At 71.0% G+C, this 22,026-nt stretch carries 20 protein-coding genes; 12 read left to right on the top strand and 8 right to left on the bottom strand.

All coding sequences use genetic code 11. From position 1 onward, the window contains the following. Positions 1–174: 174 nt before the first annotated feature. Positions 175–1,377 (top strand): extracellular catalytic domain type 1 short-chain-length polyhydroxyalkanoate depolymerase, encoded by a 1,203-nt coding sequence (locus ACFQS1_RS03170; RefSeq protein WP_378964422.1) that lies wholly within the window; start codon positions 175–177, stop codon positions 1,375–1,377. 2 nt (positions 1,378–1,379) lie between these two features. Next, positions 1,380–2,681, top strand: a complete 1,302-nt coding sequence (locus tag ACFQS1_RS03175) for an MFS transporter (RefSeq protein ID WP_378964424.1) — start codon at positions 1,380–1,382, stop codon at positions 2,679–2,681. A gap of 89 nt (positions 2,682–2,770) precedes the next feature. Here the strand turns inward: ACFQS1_RS03175 and ACFQS1_RS03180 are convergent, their stop codons facing one another. Then, on the bottom strand, positions 2,771–3,544 hold the full coding sequence (locus ACFQS1_RS03180; RefSeq protein ID WP_378964425.1) for a dienelactone hydrolase family protein: 774 nt from the start codon (positions 3,542–3,544) through the stop codon (positions 2,771–2,773). Between the two features lie 282 nt (positions 3,545–3,826). Between ACFQS1_RS03180 and ACFQS1_RS03185 the strand changes: the two genes are divergently transcribed. Both ACFQS1_RS03185 and ACFQS1_RS03190 read left to right on the top strand, forming a co-directional pair. Then, complete coding sequence (locus tag ACFQS1_RS03185; RefSeq protein WP_378964426.1) at positions 3,827–5,677, top strand: glycosyltransferase; 1,851 nt, start codon at positions 3,827–3,829, stop codon at positions 5,675–5,677. A gap of 30 nt (positions 5,678–5,707) precedes the next feature. Further along, positions 5,708–6,076, top strand: coding sequence for an ATP-binding protein (locus ACFQS1_RS03190; protein WP_378964428.1), 369 nt, complete (start codon positions 5,708–5,710; stop codon positions 6,074–6,076). A 15-nt stretch (positions 6,077–6,091) separates the two neighbouring features. Here ACFQS1_RS03190 and ACFQS1_RS03195 read toward each other — a convergent pair whose 3' ends face one another. The 4 genes from ACFQS1_RS03195 to ACFQS1_RS03210 all read right to left on the bottom strand — a co-directional run bounded on the left by ACFQS1_RS03195 (position 6,092) and on the right by ACFQS1_RS03210 (position 10,379). Next, positions 6,092–6,901, bottom strand: coding sequence for a phytanoyl-CoA dioxygenase family protein (locus ACFQS1_RS03195; protein ID WP_378964429.1), 810 nt, complete (start codon positions 6,899–6,901; stop codon positions 6,092–6,094). Between the two features lie 57 nt (positions 6,902–6,958). Next, a complete protein-coding gene (locus ACFQS1_RS03200; protein ID WP_378964430.1) occupies positions 6,959–7,894 on the bottom strand; it encodes a PrsW family intramembrane metalloprotease in 936 nt (311 codons plus the stop codon). A gap of 105 nt (positions 7,895–7,999) precedes the next feature. Then, on the bottom strand, positions 8,000–8,926 hold the full coding sequence (locus ACFQS1_RS03205) for a cation diffusion facilitator family transporter (RefSeq protein WP_378964431.1): 927 nt from the start codon (positions 8,924–8,926) through the stop codon (positions 8,000–8,002). A gap of 145 nt (positions 8,927–9,071) precedes the next feature. Further along, entirely contained in the window at positions 9,072–10,379 is a 1,308-nt protein-coding gene (locus tag ACFQS1_RS03210; protein ID WP_378964433.1) for an FAD-dependent oxidoreductase, read from the bottom strand. 104 nt (positions 10,380–10,483) lie between these two features. Between ACFQS1_RS03210 and ACFQS1_RS03215 the strand changes: the two genes are divergently transcribed. Continuing rightward, entirely contained in the window at positions 10,484–11,632 is a 1,149-nt protein-coding gene (locus ACFQS1_RS03215; protein ID WP_378964434.1) for a zinc-dependent alcohol dehydrogenase, read from the top strand. Between the two features lie 10 nt (positions 11,633–11,642). Then, positions 11,643–12,218 carry a hypothetical protein gene (locus tag ACFQS1_RS03220; protein ID WP_378964435.1) on the top strand — a complete coding sequence of 192 codons (576 nt, stop codon included), beginning with the start codon at positions 11,643–11,645 and terminating at the stop codon, positions 12,216–12,218. Positions 12,219–12,240: 22 nt separating this feature from the next. Here the strand turns inward: ACFQS1_RS03220 and ACFQS1_RS03225 are convergent, their stop codons facing one another. Then, positions 12,241–13,473 carry an NAD(P)-binding domain-containing protein gene (locus ACFQS1_RS03225; RefSeq protein ID WP_378964640.1) on the bottom strand — a complete coding sequence of 411 codons (1,233 nt, stop codon included), beginning with the start codon at positions 13,471–13,473 and terminating at the stop codon, positions 12,241–12,243. Between the two features lie 9 nt (positions 13,474–13,482). Continuing rightward, a complete protein-coding gene (locus ACFQS1_RS03230; RefSeq protein ID WP_378964436.1) occupies positions 13,483–14,031 on the bottom strand; it encodes an OsmC family protein in 549 nt (182 codons plus the stop codon). A gap of 98 nt (positions 14,032–14,129) precedes the next feature. Between ACFQS1_RS03230 and metX the strand changes: the two genes are divergently transcribed. The 5 genes from metX (at position 14,130) to ACFQS1_RS03255 (ending at position 20,470) form a co-directional block, all read left to right on the top strand. After that, on the top strand, positions 14,130–15,335 hold the full coding sequence (gene metX / locus ACFQS1_RS03235) for a homoserine O-acetyltransferase MetX (RefSeq protein WP_378964438.1): 1,206 nt from the start codon (positions 14,130–14,132) through the stop codon (positions 15,333–15,335). Next, a complete protein-coding gene (locus tag ACFQS1_RS03240) occupies positions 15,332–16,627 on the top strand; it encodes an O-acetylhomoserine aminocarboxypropyltransferase/cysteine synthase family protein (RefSeq protein WP_378964439.1) in 1,296 nt (431 codons plus the stop codon). The genes metX and ACFQS1_RS03240 overlap by 4 nt, the downstream gene beginning before the upstream one ends. After that, positions 16,624–17,112: a CoA-binding protein gene (locus ACFQS1_RS03245; RefSeq protein WP_378964441.1), complete on the top strand. Its 489-nt coding sequence runs from the start codon at positions 16,624–16,626 to the stop codon at positions 17,110–17,112. The genes ACFQS1_RS03240 and ACFQS1_RS03245 overlap by 4 nt, the downstream gene beginning before the upstream one ends. Positions 17,113–17,170: 58 nt before the next feature. Then, positions 17,171–17,518: a hypothetical protein gene (locus tag ACFQS1_RS03250; protein ID WP_378964442.1), complete on the top strand. Its 348-nt coding sequence runs from the start codon at positions 17,171–17,173 to the stop codon at positions 17,516–17,518. A 105-nt stretch (positions 17,519–17,623) separates the two neighbouring features. Further along, a complete protein-coding gene (locus ACFQS1_RS03255; protein ID WP_378964443.1) occupies positions 17,624–20,470 on the top strand; it encodes a GH92 family glycosyl hydrolase in 2,847 nt (948 codons plus the stop codon). 149 nt (positions 20,471–20,619) lie between these two features. Here the strand turns inward: ACFQS1_RS03255 and ACFQS1_RS03260 are convergent, their stop codons facing one another. Further along, entirely contained in the window at positions 20,620–21,066 is a 447-nt protein-coding gene (locus tag ACFQS1_RS03260) for a hypothetical protein (RefSeq protein WP_378964444.1), read from the bottom strand. A gap of 108 nt (positions 21,067–21,174) precedes the next feature. Here ACFQS1_RS03260 and ACFQS1_RS03265 point away from each other — a divergent pair, with 108 nt between their 5' ends. Continuing rightward, the gene (locus ACFQS1_RS03265; protein ID WP_378964445.1) at positions 21,175–21,750 is read left to right on the top strand and encodes a TetR/AcrR family transcriptional regulator; all 576 of its coding nucleotides are present in this window, start codon (positions 21,175–21,177) and stop codon (positions 21,748–21,750) included. The last annotated feature ends 276 nt before the right edge of the window (positions 21,751–22,026 follow it).

Genomic DNA, 22,026 nt, shown 5'->3' on the forward strand with positions numbered 1-22,026 from the left:
CGTTGGCTCACGCTAGGTCGCATCGATGGGGCGAACTACGTGCTGCACCGCCACGGGACGGGCCGCCGGCATGGTCGTGCGGCACATAGAAGGCGGTCTCCTACACAGCGGCGGTCCGTAATGTGGCCCGCCAATCCATGGGTTCCGATGTGATCGCGGTCATACCTTCGGCTCATGTATCGACGGATGTGGTGGTCTCTGGTCGCGGCGGTGCTCCTGACCGCCGCCGTCGTGGCGCCGGCCCGCGCCGCGGCCACGCTCACCGAGGTGACCGGCTTCGGCAGCAACCCCGGCGCGCTGCGCATGTACAGCTATCGCCCCGCGGGGCTCGCCCAGGGCAGGCCGCTGGTGGTGGCCCTGCACGGCTGCACGCAGAGCGCCTCCGACTACTACGGGCACTCGGGCTGGCCCAAGTACGCCGACCTCTACCAGGCGGCGCTGGTCCTCCCCGAGCAAGCGTCCGCCAACAACGCGCTGACCTGCTTCAACTGGTTCACCGCCGGCGACATCGCGCGCGGCGGCGGCGAGGCGCTGTCCATCAAGCAGATGGTCGACCACGCGGTCGCCCACTACGGCTCGGATCCGTCGAAGGTCTACGTGACCGGGCTGTCGGCGGGCGGCGCGATGGCCGCGGTCATGCTCGCCACCTACCCGGACGTCTTCGCGGGTGGCGGCGTCGTGGCCGGCCTGCCCTACAACTGCGGAACCATCTGCCAGTACCAGGCGCAGAGCAAGACCCCGGCCCAGTGGGGGAACCTCGTGCGGGCGGCCTATCCGGGTTATGCCGGGCCCTGGCCGCGGGTGGCCATCTGGTACGGCACCGCGGACACCACAGTCGTGCCGGCCAACGCGACCGAGCTGCGCGACCAGTGGACGAACGTGCTCGGCGTCGCCCAGACCCCCACGAACACCGATTCACTTCCCGGCGGAACGACCCGGGAGACCTACGGCGGCGCGGTGCAGCTCTACCGGGTGCAGGGCATCGCGCACGGCACGCCGGTGGACCCGGGCAGCGCGGCGAACCAGTGCGGCACGACGGGCACCTACTACCTGGATTCGATCTGCTCGTCGTACTACCTCGCCCAGTTCTGGGGCCTGACCGGGACAACCACGCCACCGACGACCACCCCGCCCACGACCCCGCCGACGACCACCCCGCCCACGACGACCCCGCCCACTTCCCCGCCGCCGACGACCGGCCCGTGCTTCACCGCCAGCAACTACGCCCACACCGTGGCCGGCCGCGCCCATCAGTCCGGCGGCTACACGTACGCGAACGGCTCGAACCAGGCCATGGGCCTGTGGAACGTCGCCATCGTCCACACCCTGCGCCGCACCGCCGACAACTACTACGTGCTCGCCGACGGAGGCTGCTGACAATGACCGCACTCACCGCGGCGAAACGCACGAACATCGTCAAGGTCGTCGCCGCCTCGCTCGTCGGCACGGCCATCGAGTGGTACGACTTCTTCCTCTACGGCTCGGCCGCCGCCCTCGTCTTCGGCTCGCTGTTCTTTCCCAAGTCCGACCCGGTCACCGGCACGCTGCTCGCGTTCGGCACCTACGCGCTCGGCTTTGTCGCCCGCCCGCTCGGCGGAATCGTCTTCGGCCACTTCGGCGACCGGGCCGGGCGCAAGAAGATGCTGGTCGTCTCGCTGCTGACCATGGGACTCGCGACGATCGCCATCGGTCTGCTCCCGACGTACGCGTCCATCGGCCTCGCCGCCCCGGTGCTGTTGCTCGCCTGCCGTCTGGTCCAGGGCTTCGCCGTCGGCGGCGAGTGGGGCGGCGCGGTGCTGATGGCGGCCGAGCACGGCGACGCCGCACGCCGCGGCTTCTGGTCGTCGTGGCCGCAGGCGGGTGTCGCGCTCGGGAACCTGCTCGCCACCGGCGTCCTGTGGATTCTGGCGCTGGTGCAATCCGACGAGGCCTTCAACTCGTGGGGCTGGCGGATCCCATTCCTGCTCAGCGCCGTGCTCGTGCTGACCGGGCTGTGGGTGCGGCTGTCGATCGAGGAGTCGCCGCTGTTCGAGCGGGCACCGGTACGCAAGAGTCCGCTGCTGGAGGTGATCCGCCGCTATCCGCGCGAGGTGCTGCTGGCGATGGGCATGCGCATGGCGGAGAACATTTCCTACTACCTGTTCACTGTCGTCTCGATAACTTTCCTGACGACGTACGCGGGCACCTCGGCCGACAAGAGCACCATCCTCACCGCGCTGGTGGTCGGCTCGGCCGTGCAGTTCGTGGTCATCCCCGCGGTCGGCGCTGTCTCCGACCGGGTCGGCCGCCGCCCGCTGTACCTGGCCGGGGCGATCGGCGTGGCGGTCTGGATCTATCCGTTCCTGCGCCTGATCGGCACCCGCGACGCCGTCCCGATCACCCTCGCCGTGGTCGTCGGCCTGCTGCTGCACGCCCTGATGTACGCGCCGCAGGCCGCCTTCTTCGCCGAGCTCTTCGGCACGTCGGTCCGCTACACCGGCGCCTCGGTCGGCTACCAGCTGGCCTCGATCGTCGCCGGCGCGCCGGCCCCGCTGATCGCGCTGGCCCTGCTCGGCGACGCCGACGATCCGCACCTGGGCGCGGTCGCCGGCTACATGGCCATCGCCTCGGCGCTGAGCGTGATCGCCGTCCTGGTGGCGCGGGAGACCGCCCGCACATCGCTGGATCACGACCGCACATAGCGGCGCCCGACGCGACCCGGGACCGCGAGGTCCCGGGTCGCCCGGCGTTTCGCGGCCGCCGCGAACGCCGGCTCACCTGCCGGCGGCGGTCAGGACACCGGCGCGCCGGCCCGGCTCAGATGGCCGGCGAGGAAACCCTGGTCCAGGCCGATCCAGCGGATCCGGCGATGGTCGCCCGGGTTGGCGTGCAACGTCTTCTCGGCCGAGGCGAACGCGTCGAACAGCGTCAGCGAGGACTGGCGGTCGACGTACTCGTCGTCCCAGGGGAGCAGGAACTGGACCGGGACGGTGATGCGCCGCGCGGCCGCGAGCAGCGACTCGTACACGAAAAAGCCGCCGCCGAAGACGGCCGCGACGATCCGCGGATCGGCCGCCGTCAGCGGGATGCCGATCGCCGTGCCCATCGAGACGCCGCCGCCGTAGCCGATCGGGGCCTCCGGGCCGATCTCCGGCAACTGCTGGAGGGCGTCGAGGGTCGCCTGCCACTCGGGGACGGCCCGCTCGGCCAGCGCCGTGGTGTAGCCGACGCTGACCGCCTCGAAGCGCGCCTTGTCACCGGCGGTCACGGCCTGCCGCATCTGGTCGCGGGCGCGGTCGTCCGCCGCGGTGCGCGGGCGGTCGCCGTGGCCGGGCGCGTCGATGGCGACCACGTGGAAACCCCAGGTGGTGACGGTGTCGGCGGCGCGGGCCGCCTGGGCCGGCGTCTTCTTGTGCAGGCCGCCGCCGTGGCCCATCAGCACCACGGGAGCGTGATCGGAAGCGGTCTCGGGCGACCAGAGCACGCCGGGAACGTCGCCGACGAGGAAGTCGCGTTCGCGGACGCCGTTCGACGATGTTTCCGCGGTGAATCGCAAAGAATGCATGGGTGATGCCTTTCGGGAGTGCCGTGGTGATCGGGCGCTCCCGGCGACCCTTATGCCAATCGCCCGACCGTGGCGACAAGGGGGAGCACCCACGTGCGTACAGCGTTCACGGGTCTCACCTCCTCGGCCGAAGTCACGGTCCCGGCCACGCTATCAGCCCCGGCGGATGTGGCGCGCGTCTATTACGTCACTTCAGTGATTGACCGGCCGGTAAGGCGGGGCTAGCGTGCTGATCATTCGTCAGGTCGGGGATGATCGCATGTTCGTGACGCGGGCGGGCCGATGCGGAAGGGCCCCGGGAACGGCGGCGCCGCAGTGATCGTCACGCTCGTCACCGACACGTTCAACGTCAACAACAACGGCACCACGATGTCGGCCACGCGGTTCGCCGCCGCGCTGATCGCGCGCGGCCACACCGTACGCGTCGTGGCCTGCGGCGAGCCGGGTGTGGCAACCTCGCCGGGCGGCCCGGAAATGTTCTGGGTGCCGGAACTCGTGGTGCCGCTCGCGACCCGGCTCGCCCATCACCAGGGCACGCTGTTCGCGAAACCCGTGCGCGAGGTGCTCACCGCGGCGATCGACGGCGCCGACGTGGTGCACATATACCAGCCGTGGGCGCTGGGGCACGCGGCCGAGCGCATCGCGCGGCGGCTGGGGGTGCCGGCGATCGCGGCGTTCCACGTCCAGCCCGAGAACGTCACCTACAACATCGGGCTGGGCTGGTTCCCGCCGGCCGCGCATCTGGTGTACGTGCTGTTCCGGCTGCTCTTCTACGGCCGTTTCGCGGACATCCACTGCCCGTCGACGTTCATCGCGGCTCAGTTGCGGGCGCACGGATATCGGGCTCGGCTGCACGTGATCTCGAACGGCGTGGACGACAGCTTCACGCCGGCGCCGCGGACCCGGAAGCCCGGCGAAAAGTTTCGCATTCTGATGGTGGGCCGCCTGTCGCCGGAGAAACGGCAGGACGTTCTCATCCGGGCCGTCCGCCGGTCCCGCCACGCCGCCGACATCCAGCTGCATTTCGCCGGGCACGGGCCGGCCGAGCGAAAACTTCGCCGGATGGCGTCGAAACTGCCGAACCCCGCGCACTTCGGCTACTACTCGCAGGCCGAGCTGATCGAGCTGATCCGCGGCTGCGATCTCTATGTGCACGCCTCCGACGTCGAGATCGAGGGCCTCTCCTGCATGGAGGCGTTCTCCTGCGGGCTGGTCCCGGTCATCTCGGACAGCCGGCGCAGCGCGACCGGGCAGTTCGCGCTGGAGCCGCGCAACCTGTTCCGGGCCGGCGACCCGTCGTCGCTGGCCGAGCGGATCGACGAGTGGCTCGAGGATCCGGCCGGCCTCGAGTCGGCGTCCGAGACGTACGCGCGGTACGGCCGGCTCTACTCCGTCGACCGGAGCGTCAAGGCGATCGAGCGGGTCTACGCGCGGGCCGGCAGCGAGCCGGAGCTGCCCGCCGGGTACGCCGGCCGGATCTACCGGGCGCTGTCCACCGCGTTCTATTACGGCATCGCCATTCCGCTGCTCTTCGTGTTCACCCGGGTGATCCTCGGCGTGCGCAGCGAGGGCCGCAACCGGCTGCCCCGCGGCGGCGCGCTGACCGTTTGCAATCACGTACACATGCTCGACAGCGCCCTGGTCGGATTGGCCCTGTTCCCCCGCCGGGTCGTGTTCACCTCCGCGCCGATGAACCTCACCAACCGCCTGTACGGCGCCCTGGTGCGGCTGCTCGGCGGGGTCGCGGTGCCGCGTACCCCATCGGGTTTGCCGTTGTTCTTCTCCGAGATGGAGCTCGTCCTGGCGAAGGGACGGATCGTTCACTTCTTTCCCGAGGGCGAATTGATTCCGTACGACACCAGCCTGCGCGATTTCAAACGGGGTGCCTTCCACCTCGCGGCGATGGCCCGCGTCCCCGTCGTGCCGCTCACCATCCGCTTCACGCCGCCGACCGGGCTGCGCCGCCTGATCAGCAAGAAACCCACCATGGTCATCGTGCTGGGAGACCCGATCGTGCCCACCACCACGGATCCGCGCAGCGATCGCAACATCCGGATGGAGCTGGCCCGCCGCCGCATGCAGGACCTGATCAGCCCGCGCGAGGACGAACATACCCCCGATCGAGTGGCGTAGGGCCCCGGCTTCCGGGTAAAGGCATGCGCCATGGATGCGCTGCGACTGCCTTTCTCCGACGCCGGGGAGAGCGCGAGGATCCGGCGCAGCGCCGCCCAGCTGCTGACCGGCCAGCCCCCTGACCTGGTCGAGGACGTGCTGCTCGTGATCACCGAGCTGGTCGACAACGTCGTCCAGCACACCGACGGCGGCGGGGAGCTGCGGGTCTGGCGCGACGACGGCATGGTCTGGGTCGAGGTCTACGACCGCAGCCGGGTCTTCCCGCGACTGCAGCGTCGTGACCCGCGGCGGCCGGGCGGGCGGGGGCTGCTGCTGGTCGCCGCGCTCACCGAGATGTGGGGCAGCCGCCCGACCGAGACCGGAAAGCTGGTCTGGGCCCGGCTCGGCGCCCCGGGGTGACCGGCGGACAGCCCGTCACGCCTCCCCCATCACCAGGCCCTCGATGGTGTGCTTCTGGGTGATCGGGGTGAGCCGCTCCACCACCGGGCAGTGCAGGTGATCCCGCACGGCCGGCGGCAGCGACTCCCAGTACGGCCGGGTCACGGCCATGTCGTGCTTGTCGCCGTTGGTCGCGTCCGGGGCGTCGACGCCGAGCACCAGCACCGGCCGCGACCACGGGGACTTGTTGGCGGTGCCCCGGTGGATGGTCAGCGCCGAACGGGCCGAGATGTCGCCACGCTGCGGATACTTGCGCACCGCCCGCTCGTTGTAACGGCCGTAGTGGGACTTGGGCGGGAACATGCCGTGCCCGAACTCGGGGCTGTCGTCGAACTGGGTGCCGGGGGCGATCTCGAACGGGCCCATCTCGTCGGTGGTGTCCACCCCGGTCAGGTTGAACGCCAGCGAGTTCAGCCGCCGCTGCGTACGCGTCGCCTCGGGCATCGGGAAATCCCGGTGCCACGGCTGGTTGACCGCGCCCGCGAAAGGGATGTCGAAGCCGAGCTCGACGATCTCGTACGCCGGGCCGAGCACCGCGGTGCAGACCGCGACCACCCACGGATGCGTGACCAGGTCGGTGAAGCCGCGCATCTGCTCCGGATGGATCTCCACGTAGTACCGCTTGGGGCCGCGGCCCACCGCGCCGCCCGGACGGTCGATGGCCTCGGCGAACGCGGCCTCGATGTCCTCGCGCATGGCGTCGGCCCACGCAACGCCGAACGCGCCGCGCAGCGCGGTGATGCCGTCGGCGTAGATGGCGGCTTTCGCCTCGTCACCAGATGTCATGCCGAAATCCTGCAACGCTCCTGTCAAGATCGCCAAGGAGGCCGGCGCCGGGCACCGCTAAACCCGGGCGCCGCCGATCGGCATGCGCCAGAGCACCATCCGCGCCTCCTGGTCGGCGGTCCGGCGCACCGCCAGCAGCCAGGCGATGCCGGCCAGGGCCACCAGGATCAGCCCGCTCCAGGACAGCACGGTGAAGAGATTGGCCTGCGCCGCGGTCGGCTCCGGCTCGTAGCCCCGCTCCAGCAGCTGGAACTGGTACGGCGTGCCGGTCAGCACGAGGGTGAGCAGCAGCGCGATGCTGTGCATGCTGTCCCAGAGCGCGTGCAGCACCGAGACGCCCAGGTACGTCACCACCAGCCGGCCGGTGAACGCGAAATGCCGTCGGCCGCTGGCCGAGAAGAGCACGCCGCCCAGGATCGCGGTCCACAGGCCGTGCCCGACCGGGGCGAGCAGGCCGCGCAGCAGCTCGGTCTGCACCAGCTGCATCAGCGACAGCCCCTGCTCGGTGAAGAGCGCGGTGAAGGCGTACCCGGCCGACTCGAACGCGGCGAACCCGAAGCCGACCGAGGCGCCGAGGATGAGGCCGTCGCGGGCGTACTTGTGCTGCAGGTGACGGCTGAGGAAGGCGAGGACGACCAGCTTCGCCGCCTCCTCGATGAGCCCGACGCCCAGGAAGAGCAGCGGCGACGGGTGCAGCAGGTACGTCTCGAGCAGCGAGGCCGCGAGCACGCCGAGGACGCCGCCGGTGACGAAGGTGGTGAACAGCAGCTCGGCGGTGACCTCGCCGCTGTGCCGCCGGCCGAACGCCCACACCACGAAGCTGACCGGAACCAGGAAGCTGCCCAGCAGCACCAGCGTGGGAATCAGGTTGGGGTTCTCGGTCAGCATCGTCACCACGACCGTGAGCAGCCACAGGACCAGCCCGGTGAGGAAGACTCGCAACCAGAGCCGGCGGGGCCGCACGGGGGCGGCGGCGCGGGTGTCGTGATCCATCGGTCCTCCCCGGTCGTCGATCGTCGAACGTGGCGCGGTGGTGATCCCATCCTGGCCGATCCGGACGGCCGGCACGAGACCCGATCGATGTGCGTCGCCGGCGGCTCAGTGCACGGTGACGGCCACCTGGGTGATGGCCGGGTCCTCCAGGAGGCTGCGGCGCAGCCGGGCGATCCGGCTCACCAGGTCGGACGCCGGCGCCCCGGCGGCCGCCGGCGTCGGCGTCACCAGGACGTTCACCAGCAGGCTCGACGGTCCGACGTAGACGGCGTGCAGGTCGCGGATCTCGCCGACCCAGTCGAGTCCGGCCACCCGCGCGCGGATCGGCTCCAGCACGTCCGGCGGGGCGGACTCGTCCAGCAGCAGGGTCTTGGAGCGGCGGGCCAGCAGGTACGCCACCACGATCAGCAGGACGCCGATCGCGATGCTGCCGACCGCGTCCCAGCCCGCCCATCCGGTCCCCGCGTGCAGCAGCAGCGCGATCAGCGCCACGACGAGTCCGATCAGCGCGGCGGTGTCCTCCAGGAAGACCGTGGTGGCGCTCGGGTCGGACGCCCGGCGCAGGTGCTCCACCATCGACCGGTCCCGCTCGCGCGACTCGGCGCGCAGCTGCTTGCGGGCGGTGTGCCACGAGTAGCTCTCGAAGGCGAAGGCGACCACGAGCACGCCGATGCCGACCCAGATCGACTCGAGCGGCTCGGGCAGGAGCAGGCTGCGCACCCCCTCGCCGATCGAGAGCGTTCCGCCGACCAGGAAAATGCCGAGCGCGGCCAGGAACGTCCAGAAGTACCGCTCCTGCCCGTACCCGAAGGGGTGCCGCGCGTCCGGCTCCTTGACCGAGCGACGCAAGCCCACGAACAGCAGCACTTCGTTGCCGGTGTCGGCGACGGAGTGCGCCGCCTCGGCCCACATCGACGCCGATCCGGTCATCAGGGCGGCCACCGTCTTGGCCACCGCGATCGCCGCGTTCGCGATCACCGCCACGACGACGGTCCGGGTGCTGTCGCCGCTCTCGTTCTTCTCCTGCGCCACGGCACCGGCGTACCCGCAACCACCACCGGTCACACGCGCCTCAGGCCCCCGCGCCGCGATTCGGTCGCGCGCGCAGAGAGCCACGCCCGCGCACGCGACTCGCGCCCGGCGGCCGGGCGGCGCGCTACCGCGCGGGCGGGCGGCGCTACGGCGCGAGCGGGCCGGAACGGCGGCCGATGGCGATCATCTCGGCCCGGGGCACCACCTTGATCCGCCGGCGCCCGTGTGGCTCGCCGAGGGCGATCTCGTGCCGGTCGAGTCGCTGCCAGCCGGCCCAGGTCGTGTGGTCGAGACCGCGGCGGGCCAGGTGGGCGAGAACCTCGGCCGGATCGGGCCGGGCCGCCGGCGGCAGGCCCGGCAGGTCGGCCAGCAGGCTGGTGACCGTTTCCTTGGCGTCCTTGCGGGTGTGGCCGATCAGGCCGACCGGCCCGCGCTTGATCCAGCCGGTCGCGTACCGGCCGGGTACCGGCGCGCCGTCGAGGCCGAGCACGCGGCCGGCCTCGTGCGGGATCGTCCCGGTCACGGGATCGAACGGCAGGTCCGCGACCGGGCGGCTGCGGTATCCGATCGCGCGGTACACCGCCCCCACCGCCCAGTCGCCCTTGGTGGTGCGCAGCCCGGTGACCCGGTCGTCGCCGAGAATCGCCACCGGGGCCTGACCGAAATGCAGGTGGACACGGCGCGGCTTGCCGGCCGGCGGGCGCCCGGCCCACCCGCGGAGGATCTCGACGCACATCTTGGCCGTCCGGCGCCCGCGGAGCGCGTCCTCGTCGACCTCGAAGCCGTCCGGGTCGACGATCACCTCGACGTTCGGCGACTCGTCGAGCTCCCGCAGCTCCATCGGGGTGAACTTGACGTGGGCCGGCCCGCGCCGCGCGAAGATGTGCACGTCGGTAAGCGGGCTGGCGAGCAGCGCCCGGTGGACGTTGTCGGGAATTTCCGTCTCGAGCAGCTCCGCCGCCGTCTTGGCCAGGATCCGGGCGACGTCGATCGCGACGTTCCCCGCGCCGATGACGGCCACCCGGTCCGCGGTCAAGGGCCATTCACCGGGTACGTCGGGGTGGCCGTCATACCAGGACACGAAGTCGGCCGCGCCGAAGCTGCCCGGCAAGTCGATGCCCGGGATGTCGAGCTCCCGGCCGCGGTCGGCCCCGGTGGCGATGACGGTGGCGTCGTAGAACGCGTCCAGCTCGGCGGGCTTCACGTCGATCCCGTAGTCGATGTTGCCCAGGAAGCGGACCCGCGGGTCGTCGAGCACCTGGTGCAGCGCGACGACGATCTCCTTGATCCGCGGGTGGTCCGGCGCGACGCCGTACCGGATCAGGCCGTACGGCGTGGGGAGCCGGTCGAAGATGTCGACGGTGGCCGCCGGGGCCGCTTTGACCAGCGTGTCCGCGGCGTAGATCCCGGCCGGTCCGGCGCCGATGACCGCGACCCTGAGCTGACGTTCCATGCCTCAACCGTAGAACCTAAACCTCACTTCAGCTACAGCTGCCCGGCCGAGTCCCGCGCCCGGACCACCGTTTGCCCGGCGCGCCAGCGGGTAGCCAACGCCGCATGCAGGCAATGGTCTACCGCGGTCCCTATCGCGTACGCGTCGAGGAAAAGGACCGGCCGTCCGTCGAACATCCGAACGATGCGATCGTACGTGTCACCCGCGCCGCCATTTGCGGCTCGGACCTGCACCTCTACCACGGCCTGATGCCCGACACCCGGGTCGGCACGACGTTCGGGCACGAGTTCGTCGGCGTGGTCGACGAGGTCGGGCCGTCGGTCGAGCGCCTGCGGCCCGGCGACCGGGTGATGGTGCCGTTCAACATCTTCTGCGGCACATGTTTCTACTGCGCGCGCGGCCTGTACTCGAACTGCCACAACGTCAACCCGAACGCCACCGCGGTCGGCGGCATCTACGGCTACTCGCACACCACCGGCGGCTACGACGGCGGGCAGGCCGAGTACGTCCGGGTGCCGTTCGCCGACGTCGGCCCGGCGCCGCTGCCGGACTGGCTCGACGAGGACGACGCCGTCCTGCTCACCGACGCGCTGGCCACCGGATACTTCGGCGCACAGCTCGGCGAGATCCGCGAGGGCGACGTGGTGGTGGTGTTCGGCGCCGGGCCGGTCGGCCTGTACGCGGCGAAGTCGTCCTGGCTCATGGGCGCCGGCCGGGTCATCGTCATCGATCACCTGGATTACCGCCTCGCCAAGGCGGCCGAGTTCGCGCACGCCGAGACCTGCAACTTCACCGAGTACGACGACATCGTCGTGCACCTGAAGAAGATCACCGAGCACCTGGGCGCCGACGTGGCCATCGACGCGGTCGGCGCCGAGGCCGACGGCAACCTGATCCAGCACGTCACCGCGGCCAAGCTGAAGCTGCAGGGCGGCTCGCCGGTCGCGCTGAACTGGGCCATCGACTCGGTGCGCAAGGGCGGCACGATCTCGGTGATGGGCGCTTACGGCCCGATGTTCAGCGCGGTCAAGTTCGGCGACGCCATGAACAAGGGCCTCACCCTGCGCATGAACCAGTGCCCGGTCAAGCGCCAGTGGCCGCGGCTGTTCGAGCACGTGCGCGCGGGTTATCTCAAGCCGAGCGACATCGTGACCCACCGGATCCCGCTCGAGCACATCGCCGAGGCGTACCACATCTTCTCGGCGAAGCTCGACGGCTGCATCAAGCCCATCATCGTCCCGGACGGCAGGTGAGGAAGACGCCATGGCCTACACACCGGACAAGCCGAAGCTCGCCGAGTCCAGCGACGACCTGCGCGCCCGGATCCCCGGCTGGGGCGCCGACCTGGACCCGAAGGACCGGCCGGCCGTGCCGCAGGAGCGGTTCGACCCCGGGTTCGCCGGCGCGCACTGGGAGTTCCCCGAGCGGCAGCCGGAGCGGTGGCCGCGCGAGCGGTCGATCGAGCACGCCTTCCTCACCCCGGTCTTCGGCACGTCGTGCCCGCCGCGCGGGCTGTCCGGGCGGATCCGCCGACTCGCGTACGAGCGGTACAGCGAGGGCCGCGCCGCGCATTGGCTCCTGCTGCTGGCCGGCGACCGGGTGGACGTGCTGGAGAGCCGGCTGCGCTCGCTCGCGACCGGTCACCCCGACCGGCTGATCGCCGAGACCGGCATCCGCGGCGAGCTGACCGGCCACGGCCGGGCGTCCCGCGCCGACCCGCACCGCGCCGACCGGGCGCACCACCCGCTCGACCCGGTGGTGGTGGCGGCCCCGTGGCTGCTCGGCGCCGGCGTCGCGTACCTGGTGGCCCGCCGCTTCACCCGCGCCCGCCGCCACTGACCGGCCCGACGCCGGGGCGGCGTCACGCGCGCAGGGCGGCGGCCAGGTGGCCGACCACGGCGCGGGCGTCGTCCTCGATGCCGTTGATGAACGACGAGCGGCGGCGGCGCAGCATGGGCAGGCCCAGCGCGTACAGGCCGGGAGCGTCCAGGATCCCGCCCTCGTGGCGCAGGTGGCCCTTGGCGTCCACCACCGGCACGTCCAGCCAGCCGTAGTCGGGGCGGAAGCCGGTCGCCCAGAGGATCGAGCCGATCTCGCCACCGCGCAGGTCCAGCCTCAGCCGGGCCCGCGCCGGCACGACCGTCGCCGGGAACTCCTCGGGCGGGCCGACCTCGGTGTCCCGGCCGCTCGCCTTGGCCCACTCGTCGAACGTGGTGAGCAGGCGTCGCATCTTGAGATCGGCCAGCGCGCAGACGTTGCGCAGCCCGCCCGAGAACAGCGCGCTGCCGTCCCGCACGGACGCGAGGCGCCCGACCAGCTCGACGCCGAGCCCGGTCAGCGTGTTGAGGTCGAGGGTGGCGCGCTCGGCGCCGCCGACGAGCTGCGGCGAGGGCAGCCGGCGGGCCCGGGTGAGGTCGTCCACCTCGTCGTAGCGCTGATCCCACACCCCGCTGTGGTGCATCCACCAGAGCACGTCGCGGCCGCGGTACAAGCGCGGCAGCCGTACGTGCTCGCCGACCGCCAGCGTGACCTGCCGCCCCGAGCGCTGCAGCTCGGCCGCGAGCTGCACGCCGGTCGCCGAGGCGCCGACGACCAGCACGCCGCCGCCGGGCAGGCCGGCCGGACCGCGGTAGTCGAACGGGGTCAGCTGCGCGATCCGCGACGGCACCCCGGCGCTGACGGCGGGCACGGTCGGCACGTTGCAGGCGCCGCTGGCGATCACGACCGTCCGGCACCGGAGCTCGCCCCGGCTCGTCGACACGAGGTAGCCGTCGCCGGCGGCCCGCACTGAGAGCACGTCGGTGCCGGTGCGCACCGGCGCCCGGGTGACGGCGGCGAAGCGCTCGATGAACTCGGCCACCTCGCCGCTCGTCATGTACCCGTCGGGGTCCGGCCCGTCGTACGCGTGGCCCGGCAACCGGCTCAGCCAGTTGGGCGTGAGCAGCCGCAGGGAGTCCCAGCGCTCGCGCCGCCAGGAGTTGGCCACCTCGCCCCGCTCGAGGACCACGTGCTCGACCGACCGGTCGCCGAGGAAATGGCTGGCGGCCAGGCCGGCGTGACCGGCCCCGACGACAACCGTGGTGACGCTTTCGATGGTTCCGCCCTACCTGACTTCGACCGTGACGTCGGTCGGGTTGGTGAGCGCGTCGAAGACCGCCGAGCGCTTCTGGGACTGGGCCACCAGCGCCTCGATCTCCTCCTTGGTCGCGTCCGCGTCGATGTTGAAGATCACTTTGACGTCGTTGAAGCCGTTGCGGACGTCGCTGTCGGCGCCGAGGATGCCCCGGATGTCGTGGTTGCCCTCGACCGTCGCCTCGACCGAGCGCAGCTGGATGCCCCGGTTCTGCGCCACCGAGGCCACCCCGGCCGTCAGGCAGCCGGCCAGCCCGACCAGCAGGTACTCGATCGGGGTGATGCCCTGGTCCGCGGCCGCGAACACCTCCGGGTGGTCGGCCGAGAACACCGCCTCGCTCTTGTGCGCCTGCTCCTGCCCGAGCCCGAAGAACTTCTGCACGCTGGTCGTGCTGTGCACGCCGTTCTCCCACTTGGAGTTGGCCCGCCAGGTGAACTGGGCCGCCTCGGGGGCGCCCTTGAGCACCTCGCGGGCCTCCAGCAACGCCTGCACGTTGACCCCGTTATCCACCGTCGTCATCCCGTATCTCCCTTTCGACCGGCTGTCCTACTAAATCCATCGGGAATCGCGACAACCATACTGGCCTGCCCAGACGACGCATAGCTATAGTCGCCCACATGGTGGCACCCTCGACCCTTCCGGCCGGCTCGGTCGGCAGCGTCGAAACCCGGTACCTCGACCTCCCGGCGCCGTTGCCGCTCGACTGCGGGCGCGAGCTCAGCCCGGTCCGCGTCGCCTACGAAACGTACGGCACGCTCGCGCCCACCCGGGACAACGTCATCCTGGTGTGTCACGCCTTGAGCGGGGATGCGCACGCGGCCGGATACTCGACCGTCGCATCCGGGACCGGCACCCGCGACGGCTTCGCGGCGGAGAGCCGCGACGGCGCGGCCGGCAAGGCGCTGGGCTGGTGGGACGGCATGATCGGGCCGGGCAAGGCCTTCGACACCGACCATTTCTTCGTGGTTTCCACCAACCTCCTCGGCGGCTGCCGGGGCACCACGGGCCCGTCCTCGATCAACCCCGGGACCGGCCGGGCGTACGGGTCGGACTTCCCCGTCATCACGGTGGCCGACATGGTCCGGTGCGAGCGGGCGTTCCTCGACGAGCTCGGTATCGAGCGGCTCGCCGCCGTGGCCGGTGGCTCGCTCGGCGGGATGCAGGCGTTGCAGTGGGCCGTCACGTACCCCGATCAGGTCGACTCGATCGTGGTGATCGCCTCCACCCACGCGCTGCACCCGCAGGGGGTGGCCTGGAACGCGATCGCCCGCGAGGCGATCACCCGCGATCCCGCGTGGCAGGGCGGCGACTACTACGGCACCGGGCGGCGGCCGGACGACGGGATGAGCGTGGCGCGGATGGTCGGCCACATGACGTACCTGTCGGCGCCAGCGCTGGACGGCAAGTTCGGCCGGCGGCTGCAGTTCGCCGACGACATCCGCTACACGATCGACCGGCCGGAATTCGAGATCGAGAGCTACCTCGACCACCAGGCCGAGTCGTTCATCAAGCGGTTCGACGCCGGCACGTACGTCCGGATGTCCCGGGCTTTGACGTATTTTGATCTTGCACGGCAGCACGGGGACGGATCGCTCGCCCGGGCGCTCGCGAACGTCTCCGCCCGTACGTTATTGATTGCTTTCAGTTCTGATTGGCTTTACCCGCCGATCGCCTCGATGGAGATCGAGGCGGCGTTGACCGAGGCCGGCAAGCCGGTCGAGTACCACCTGATCGAGGCGCCCTATGGGCACGACTGCTTCCTTCTCGAGGAAGCCCGGCAGACGCCAATTGTCCGGCGATTCTTGAGAGAGGAAGAACAGTGATCGAGCAGGCCCATGAGTTCGGGTTCGAGACCCGGCAGCTGCACGCCGGTCAACGGCCGGATCCGAACACGGGCGCCCGCGCCGTGCCGATCTTCCAGACCACGAGCTACGTGTTCGAGGACCCGGAGTCGGCGGCCGCCTACTTCAACCTTCAGGAGTACGGCAACACGTACTCGCGCATCATGAACCCGACGGTGGCGGTGTTCGAGGAGCGGGTGGCCAACCTGGAGGGCGGCTCGGGCGCGGTGGCGTTCTCGAGCGGGATCGCGGCCCAGGCCGGCGCGCTGTTCACGCTGCTCGAGCCGGGCGACCACGTGGTCGCCTCGTCGGCGCTCTACGGCGGCACGGTCAACCAGCTCAAGCACATGTTGCGCAAGATGAACGTCGAGCTGACCTGGGTCGACCCGGACGACCCGGACGCGTGGCGCAAGGCGGTCGCGCCGAACACCAAGGCGTTCTTCGGCGAAACCATCGGCAACCCCGGCGGCAACGTCCTCGACATCGAGACCATCGCCACGATCGCCCACGAGCACGAGCTGCCGCTGATCGTCGACAACACGTTCGCGACGCCCTATCTGTGCCGGCCGATCGAGTTCGGCGCCGACATCGTCATCCACTCGGCGACGAAGTTCATCGGCGGCCACGGCACCAGCATCGGCGGCGTGGTGGTCGAGTCCGGCCTGTTCAACTGGTCCAACGGCCGTTTCCCGGTGGTCGCCGACCCCTCGCCGGCGTACCACGGCCTGCAGTTCCACGAGACGTTCGGCACGTACGGCTACCTGATGAAGCTTCGCGCCGAGACGCTGCGGGACCTCGGCGGCGCGCTCTCGCCGTTCAACGCGTTCCTGTTCCTGCAGGGCCTCGAGACGCTGTCGTTGCGGATGGAACGCCACGTGGTCAACGCGCTCAAGGTGGCGGAGTTCCTCGAGTCGCACCCGCGGGTCTCCCGGGTGGCCTATCCGGGCCTGCCGTCGAGCGCCTACCGGCCGCTGGTCGAGAAATACCTGCCGCTGGGCGCGGGCGCGGTGTTCTCGTTCGACTGCGCCGGGGGCCGCGAGGCCGGCCAGGATCTGATCCGCAACGTGACGCTGTGGTCGCATCTGGCCAACGTCGGCGACGCCAAGAGCCTGATCATCCATCCGGCCAGCACCACCCATCGCCAGCTGAGCGACGAGGAGCTGCTGGCGGCCGGGGCCGGGCCGGGCACCGTACGGCTGTCGGTAGGCACCGAATCGGTGGACGATCTGATCTGGGACCTTTCGCAGGCGTTGGAGAAAGTGGAAGCGGTATGACCGAGCTCGATCTCGCGCGATACCAGGACGTCACGGCGATCCAGCGGGTCCTGCACAACGCCAAGACGATCGCGATCGTCGGCCTGTCCAACAACGCGCTGCGGGCCAGCTACTTCGTCGGCTACTACGCACAACGGCACGGTTATCGGGTGATCCCGGTCAACCCGCGCGAGACCGAGATCCTCGGCGAGAAGAGCTACGCCAGTCTGCGCGACGTGCCCGAGCACGTCGACGTCGTGAACGTCTTCCGCGCCCCGAGCGCGCTCCCCGACATCGCCCGGGACGCGGTGGCGATCGGGGCCGGCACGCTGTGGTGCCAGTTCGGCGTGATCAACGAAGAGGGCGCACGGATCGCCGAGGAGGGCGGCCTCACGGTGATCATGGACCGCTGCCTCAAGGTCGAGCACGCCCGCTACGTCGGCCGGATGCACTGGCTCGGCTTCAACACCCAGCGGATCACCGCGGTCCGCGGCGGACTGCAGTAGCCAGAACCGGTTAAGTTCGCGGGTGTATCGGGCGCCCGACCCGGGAATCAATGGACGCATGTCGATTGGAACCGAGGATCTGGCGATCTGTCCGGCCCGCATCACGCTCGACGCGGCCCAACTGGCGTTCCTCAACGGGCTCCCGGCCGAGGCGCCGGGCCTGCAGGCGGAGCTGGGTTGCGAGCTCGAGTGCGGCCACGAGGGCTCGCATGCCGCCCTGGCTCAGCAGGTGGACACCACGATGTGGTGGCTGCAATGGACGCTGAGCGCGTCCGAGATCAACCCGTACCCCTGGTGCCCGGCGCATCAGGACCCGGACGCCCCGGACCGCGCCGAGCAGGACTGCACCCTGTTCGACGGGCATCCCGGCCGGCACTCGCCCGGCCGCGGCGCCCGTGTCGCCTGAATCGGTTCAGCGGCGCGCCGACCCAGGATCGCAGGTCATTGACATATTTCAGTGCGCGGATTAAGCCTGTCGCTGACATCGTTGTCATCGGAGGGAGTCCGCCACATGCTCCGAACCCGTGTCCTCGCCGCTCTCGCCGGCGTGGCCGTCACCGTCCCGCTCGCCGCGGTGGCACAGGCGGCCGCGCCGGCGATCGACCCGGCCGCGTACGTCAACCCGTTCATCGGCACCACCAACCTCGGCAACACCTACCCGGGCGCGGTCCGGCCGTTCGGGATGCTCGCCTGGAGCCCGCAGACCTCGCGCGGCGCCCAGATCTCCACCCCCGCGCCGGGCGGCTACCAGTACACGGCCACCCGGATCCGCGGCCTGAGCCTCACCCACCTCAGCGGCGTGGGCTGCTCGGGCGCCAACGGCGACATCCCGATCATGCCGCAGGCCGGGGACGTCACCACGTCGCCGACCGCCGACACCACCGACAACGTCTACGCCAGCACGTTCTCGCACGCGAACGAGGCGGCCGAGCCGGGCTACTACCGGGTGGGCCTGGACAGCGGCGCCGGCGCCGAGCTCACCGTGACCGACCGCACCGGCATCGGAAAGTTCTCGTTCCCGGCCGGCAAGAGCGCGAGCCTGCTTTTCCGTACGTCGATGTCGGAGACCGGCAGCGAGGACGCGACCGTGCACCTCGACCCGGAAACCCGAACCGTCACCGGTTCGGTCAGCGCCGGAAACTTCTGCGGGCCGCAGAGCACCGACAACTCGCACGCGTACTACACGCTGCACTTCGTCGCGAAGCTCGACCAGCCGTTCGCGACCGTGGGCACTTGGAAAGATTCCGTGCTCACCCCGGGCAGCACCGACGCGCGGGGCGGCAGCGGCTACAGCAGCAGCGGGCGGCCCAACGCGGGCAAGGGCTCGGGCGGTTACGTGACTTTCGCGCCGGGGACGACCGCCGTGACGATGCGCGTGGCCATCTCGTACGTGGATCTGGCCGGCGCCGAGCGCAACCTCGCGGCCGAATCGCCCGCCCGGGAAAGTTTCGCGAAAATCCGGGCGAATGCCCGGGCGTCGTGGACCGACCGGCTGCGGAAAATTCGCGTCGGCGGCGGCGCCGCCGGCCAGCTCACCACGTTCTACACGGCGCTCTACCACTCGTCGCTGGAGCCGACGCTGACCAGCGACGTGGACGGCCGCTACTACGGCGCCGACGACCGGATCCATCACGTCCGCAAGCCGCAGAAAGCGCAGTACGGAACTTTCTCCGGGTGGGACGTCTATCGCGCCCAGGTGCAGCTGCTCGCGATGCTCGACTGGCGGCAGGCCAGTGACTATGCGCAGTCGCTGCTCAACTACGCCACCCAGCGCGGCGGCGAATGGGACCGGTGGCTGTTGCAGCACGGCAAGACCGCGGTGATGTCCGGCGACCCGGCGGCGGCCGCGATCGCCGCCATGTACGCGTTCGGCGCCCGCGACTTCGACGCCCGCGGCGCGCTCGACTCCCTGGTGCACGCCGCGACGGCCGCCACCGAGAACGACTACAGCGACCGTGGTTGCAACGTCGAATGTGTCGGCCAGCGGCCGTCGCTCAACGAGTACGTCCGGAACGGCTGGGTCCCGGCCGACGACTGCCACTGCTGGGGCGGCGCCGCGGAGACCCTCGAGGACGCCGCCGCCGACTACGGCATCGCGCGGCTGGCTCTCGCGCTCGGCGAGCGAAAGACGTACAAAACTTTCCTGGCCCGCTCGCACAACTGGCGCAACGTCTACGACCCCGGCGCGAAGGCCGATCCCGGCCTCGAGCACAACATCCGCGAGCACATCACCGCCATCACCGCCAGTGGCGAGAATGCGCCGGGCGAGGGGAAGGCGCAGGCCTTCGACGGCGACAAGGGCACCAAGTGGCTGACCTTCGCGACCACCGGCTGGGTCGCCGCGCGACTCGACACCCCGCTGACCGTCACCAACTACGCTCTGACCTCCGGCAACGACGTCCGCGAGCGCGATCCCGCCGACTGGCAGCTGCAAGGCTCGGCCGACGGCAGCACGTGGATCACCATCGACCGGCAGACCGGGCAGACTTTCGAAAAACGCGGACAGACCCGGGGGTACGCGATCGCGAGCCCCGCGCCGTACTCGTACTACCGCCTCGACGTGACCAAGAACGGCGGGGCCGACATCGTGCAGCTGGGTGAGCTGGAACTCGCCGACCCGGCCGTGCCGACCCCGGCGCCGATCGACAGCCCGTACGTCGGCTGGATGCGCGATCGATACCGCGACGGCACCTGGGCCGAGGGCTTCAGCCCGTCCACCCAGACCGGTTTCGTCGAGGGCAGCAGCGCCCAGTACACGTGGATGGTCTATTCCGACGTGGTCACGCTGGCGCAGAGCATGGGCGGCAACGAAGCCGCGATCGAGCGGCTGGACGCGTTCTTCCGCAACCCGGACGGCACCTTCGACCTGAGCGCGAAGAAGCTGACCCGCTTCGACGCGACCAACGAGCCCGATATCCAGACGCCGTACCTCTACAACTACTTCGGCGCCGCGTACAAGACGCAGGAGACCGTCAAAGCGATCATCGACACCAAGTGGGGTGCCGGCACCGGCGGCATCCCGGGCAACGACGACGCCGGCACGATGAGCGCCTGGTACGTCCTGTCCGCGCTCGGTCTCTACCCCACCGTCCCCACCCGCGCCGAGCTGGCCCTGACCACCCCGCTGTTCCCGCACGCCGAGGTGCGGCTGGGCAGCGGCAAGAAGCTGACCATCGACGCGCCCGGCACCGAGACGGCCCACTACGTCCAGGGGCTGACGGTCGACGGCCGCCCGACCACGAAGGCGTGGCTGCCGGCCCGCGCGGTGACCGAGGGCGGCCATCTCCGGTACGCCCTCGGCACGGCCCCGAGCCGCACCTGGGGCAGCGGGCCGAAGGATGTTCCGCCGCAGAACTGAGGGGTATCCGGCGACGCATGACGGTGATGCGGACCAAACCCATCGAGGACGTCCTGGGCACGCTGTTCGCCTTCGTCGTGGTGTCCGGTGAGCGCTCAGCCGCCCCCGTCGGCCGGCTGAGTGCTTCCACCGCCTGTCCGGCAGCGATCTCAGCCCGGCGGCGTGGCGAACACCTTGGCCGCGGTGCCCGCCAGCCAGGTGAGCACGGTGGCGGCGACCGGAGCCACCATCGCCGCGACCGGGATCTGGGTCGGGTCGGTGCCCGTGACGGCCCGCGGCGCGGCGATGGCGACCACCGCGGCGAGCAGCCAGATCGCCAGCGTCGCCGCCGCCAGCCCGGTCCAGATGAACTGCCGGGCCGCCGAGCCGCGCAGCCGGCCCATGCCGGTCAGGAACGCCGCGCTCCCGATCAGCCCCCACAGCCACGTGCCGAAGGCCGCGACCGCGAGATGCTCCTGCTGACTTCCGGTGATCATGTCGGGCGCGAAGACCGAGATCAGAATGGCCGCGCCCACAATGCCGGCCAGGCCGGCCGCGGTCCACGACATCCAGGAGACGTCGGCCGGCGCGGCGCCGGTGTTCGGATGGTCGATCACGATGCACCTCCGGATGAGACGAGACGAGACGGACCGTCTTGCACGAGCGTAGGCGCCGGTGCGGCCACGGTCAAGACGGTCCGTCTCGTCTCGTGCTAGCGTCGGATCATGACCGCTCCGCAGCGCCGGAATCCGCAGACCCGGGACGCCATCCTGGCGGCGGCGTTCGAGCTGTGCCACGAGCGCGGGTACGCCGCGGTGACGATCGAGGGCGTGGCCGCCCGGGCCGGCGTGGGCAAGCAGAGCATCTACCGGTGGTGGCCGTCGAAGGGCCTGCTGGTGCTGGATGCCTTCCGCGACCACCTCGACCCCCGCCTAGCCACTCCCCCGGCGGCCGACCTACCGCTGGCCGGGCTGCCCGAGCTCCTGCAGCGGACGGCGGCGCTGCTGAGCGACCCCCGCTACGGCCGCATGCTCGCCGACCTGGTGGCCGCGGCGCAGCACGACCCGGCCCTGGCCAAGGACTTCCACGAGAAGGTGTATCGCCCCAACCGGGAGGGCACCCTCGACCGCATCCACCGGGCGCAGCGGGCCGGCGAGTTGCGCGACATCGACCCCGACCTGGTGGCGGACCTGCTCTTCGGCCCGCTGTGGTTCCGGTTGCTGCTCATGCAGTCGCCGCCCACCCCGGAGTACGCGAATCGGGTCATCGAGACGACCCTCGCCGGCCTGCGCCCCGCCTGACGCCCCGTTGGCGGGCCTGCACCGGCTCGTCCGCGATCTGCTGCCCCGGGCGCCGGCCCTACCGGCGCCGCAGCGCCAGGCCGTCGAGGCCGCCTTCGGGCACCACCCCGAGGCGTTCGGGCACCACCCGAGTCGGAGGCCTCCCTGCGGCGGGACTGCGAGCCGGCCGCGCGCCTGGCCCGGTCGCCGTTCTCGACGTCCAGCTGCTGCACACCCGGGCGCAGCTCGCCGACGGCGCGCATCGAGCGGCGGCCGGGCCCGGCAATCCAGGCATCT

The sequence above is a fragment of the Paractinoplanes rhizophilus genome (assembly GCF_042664765.1).
Classification (GTDB): Bacteria; Actinomycetota; Actinomycetes; order Mycobacteriales; family Micromonosporaceae; genus Actinoplanes; species Actinoplanes rhizophilus.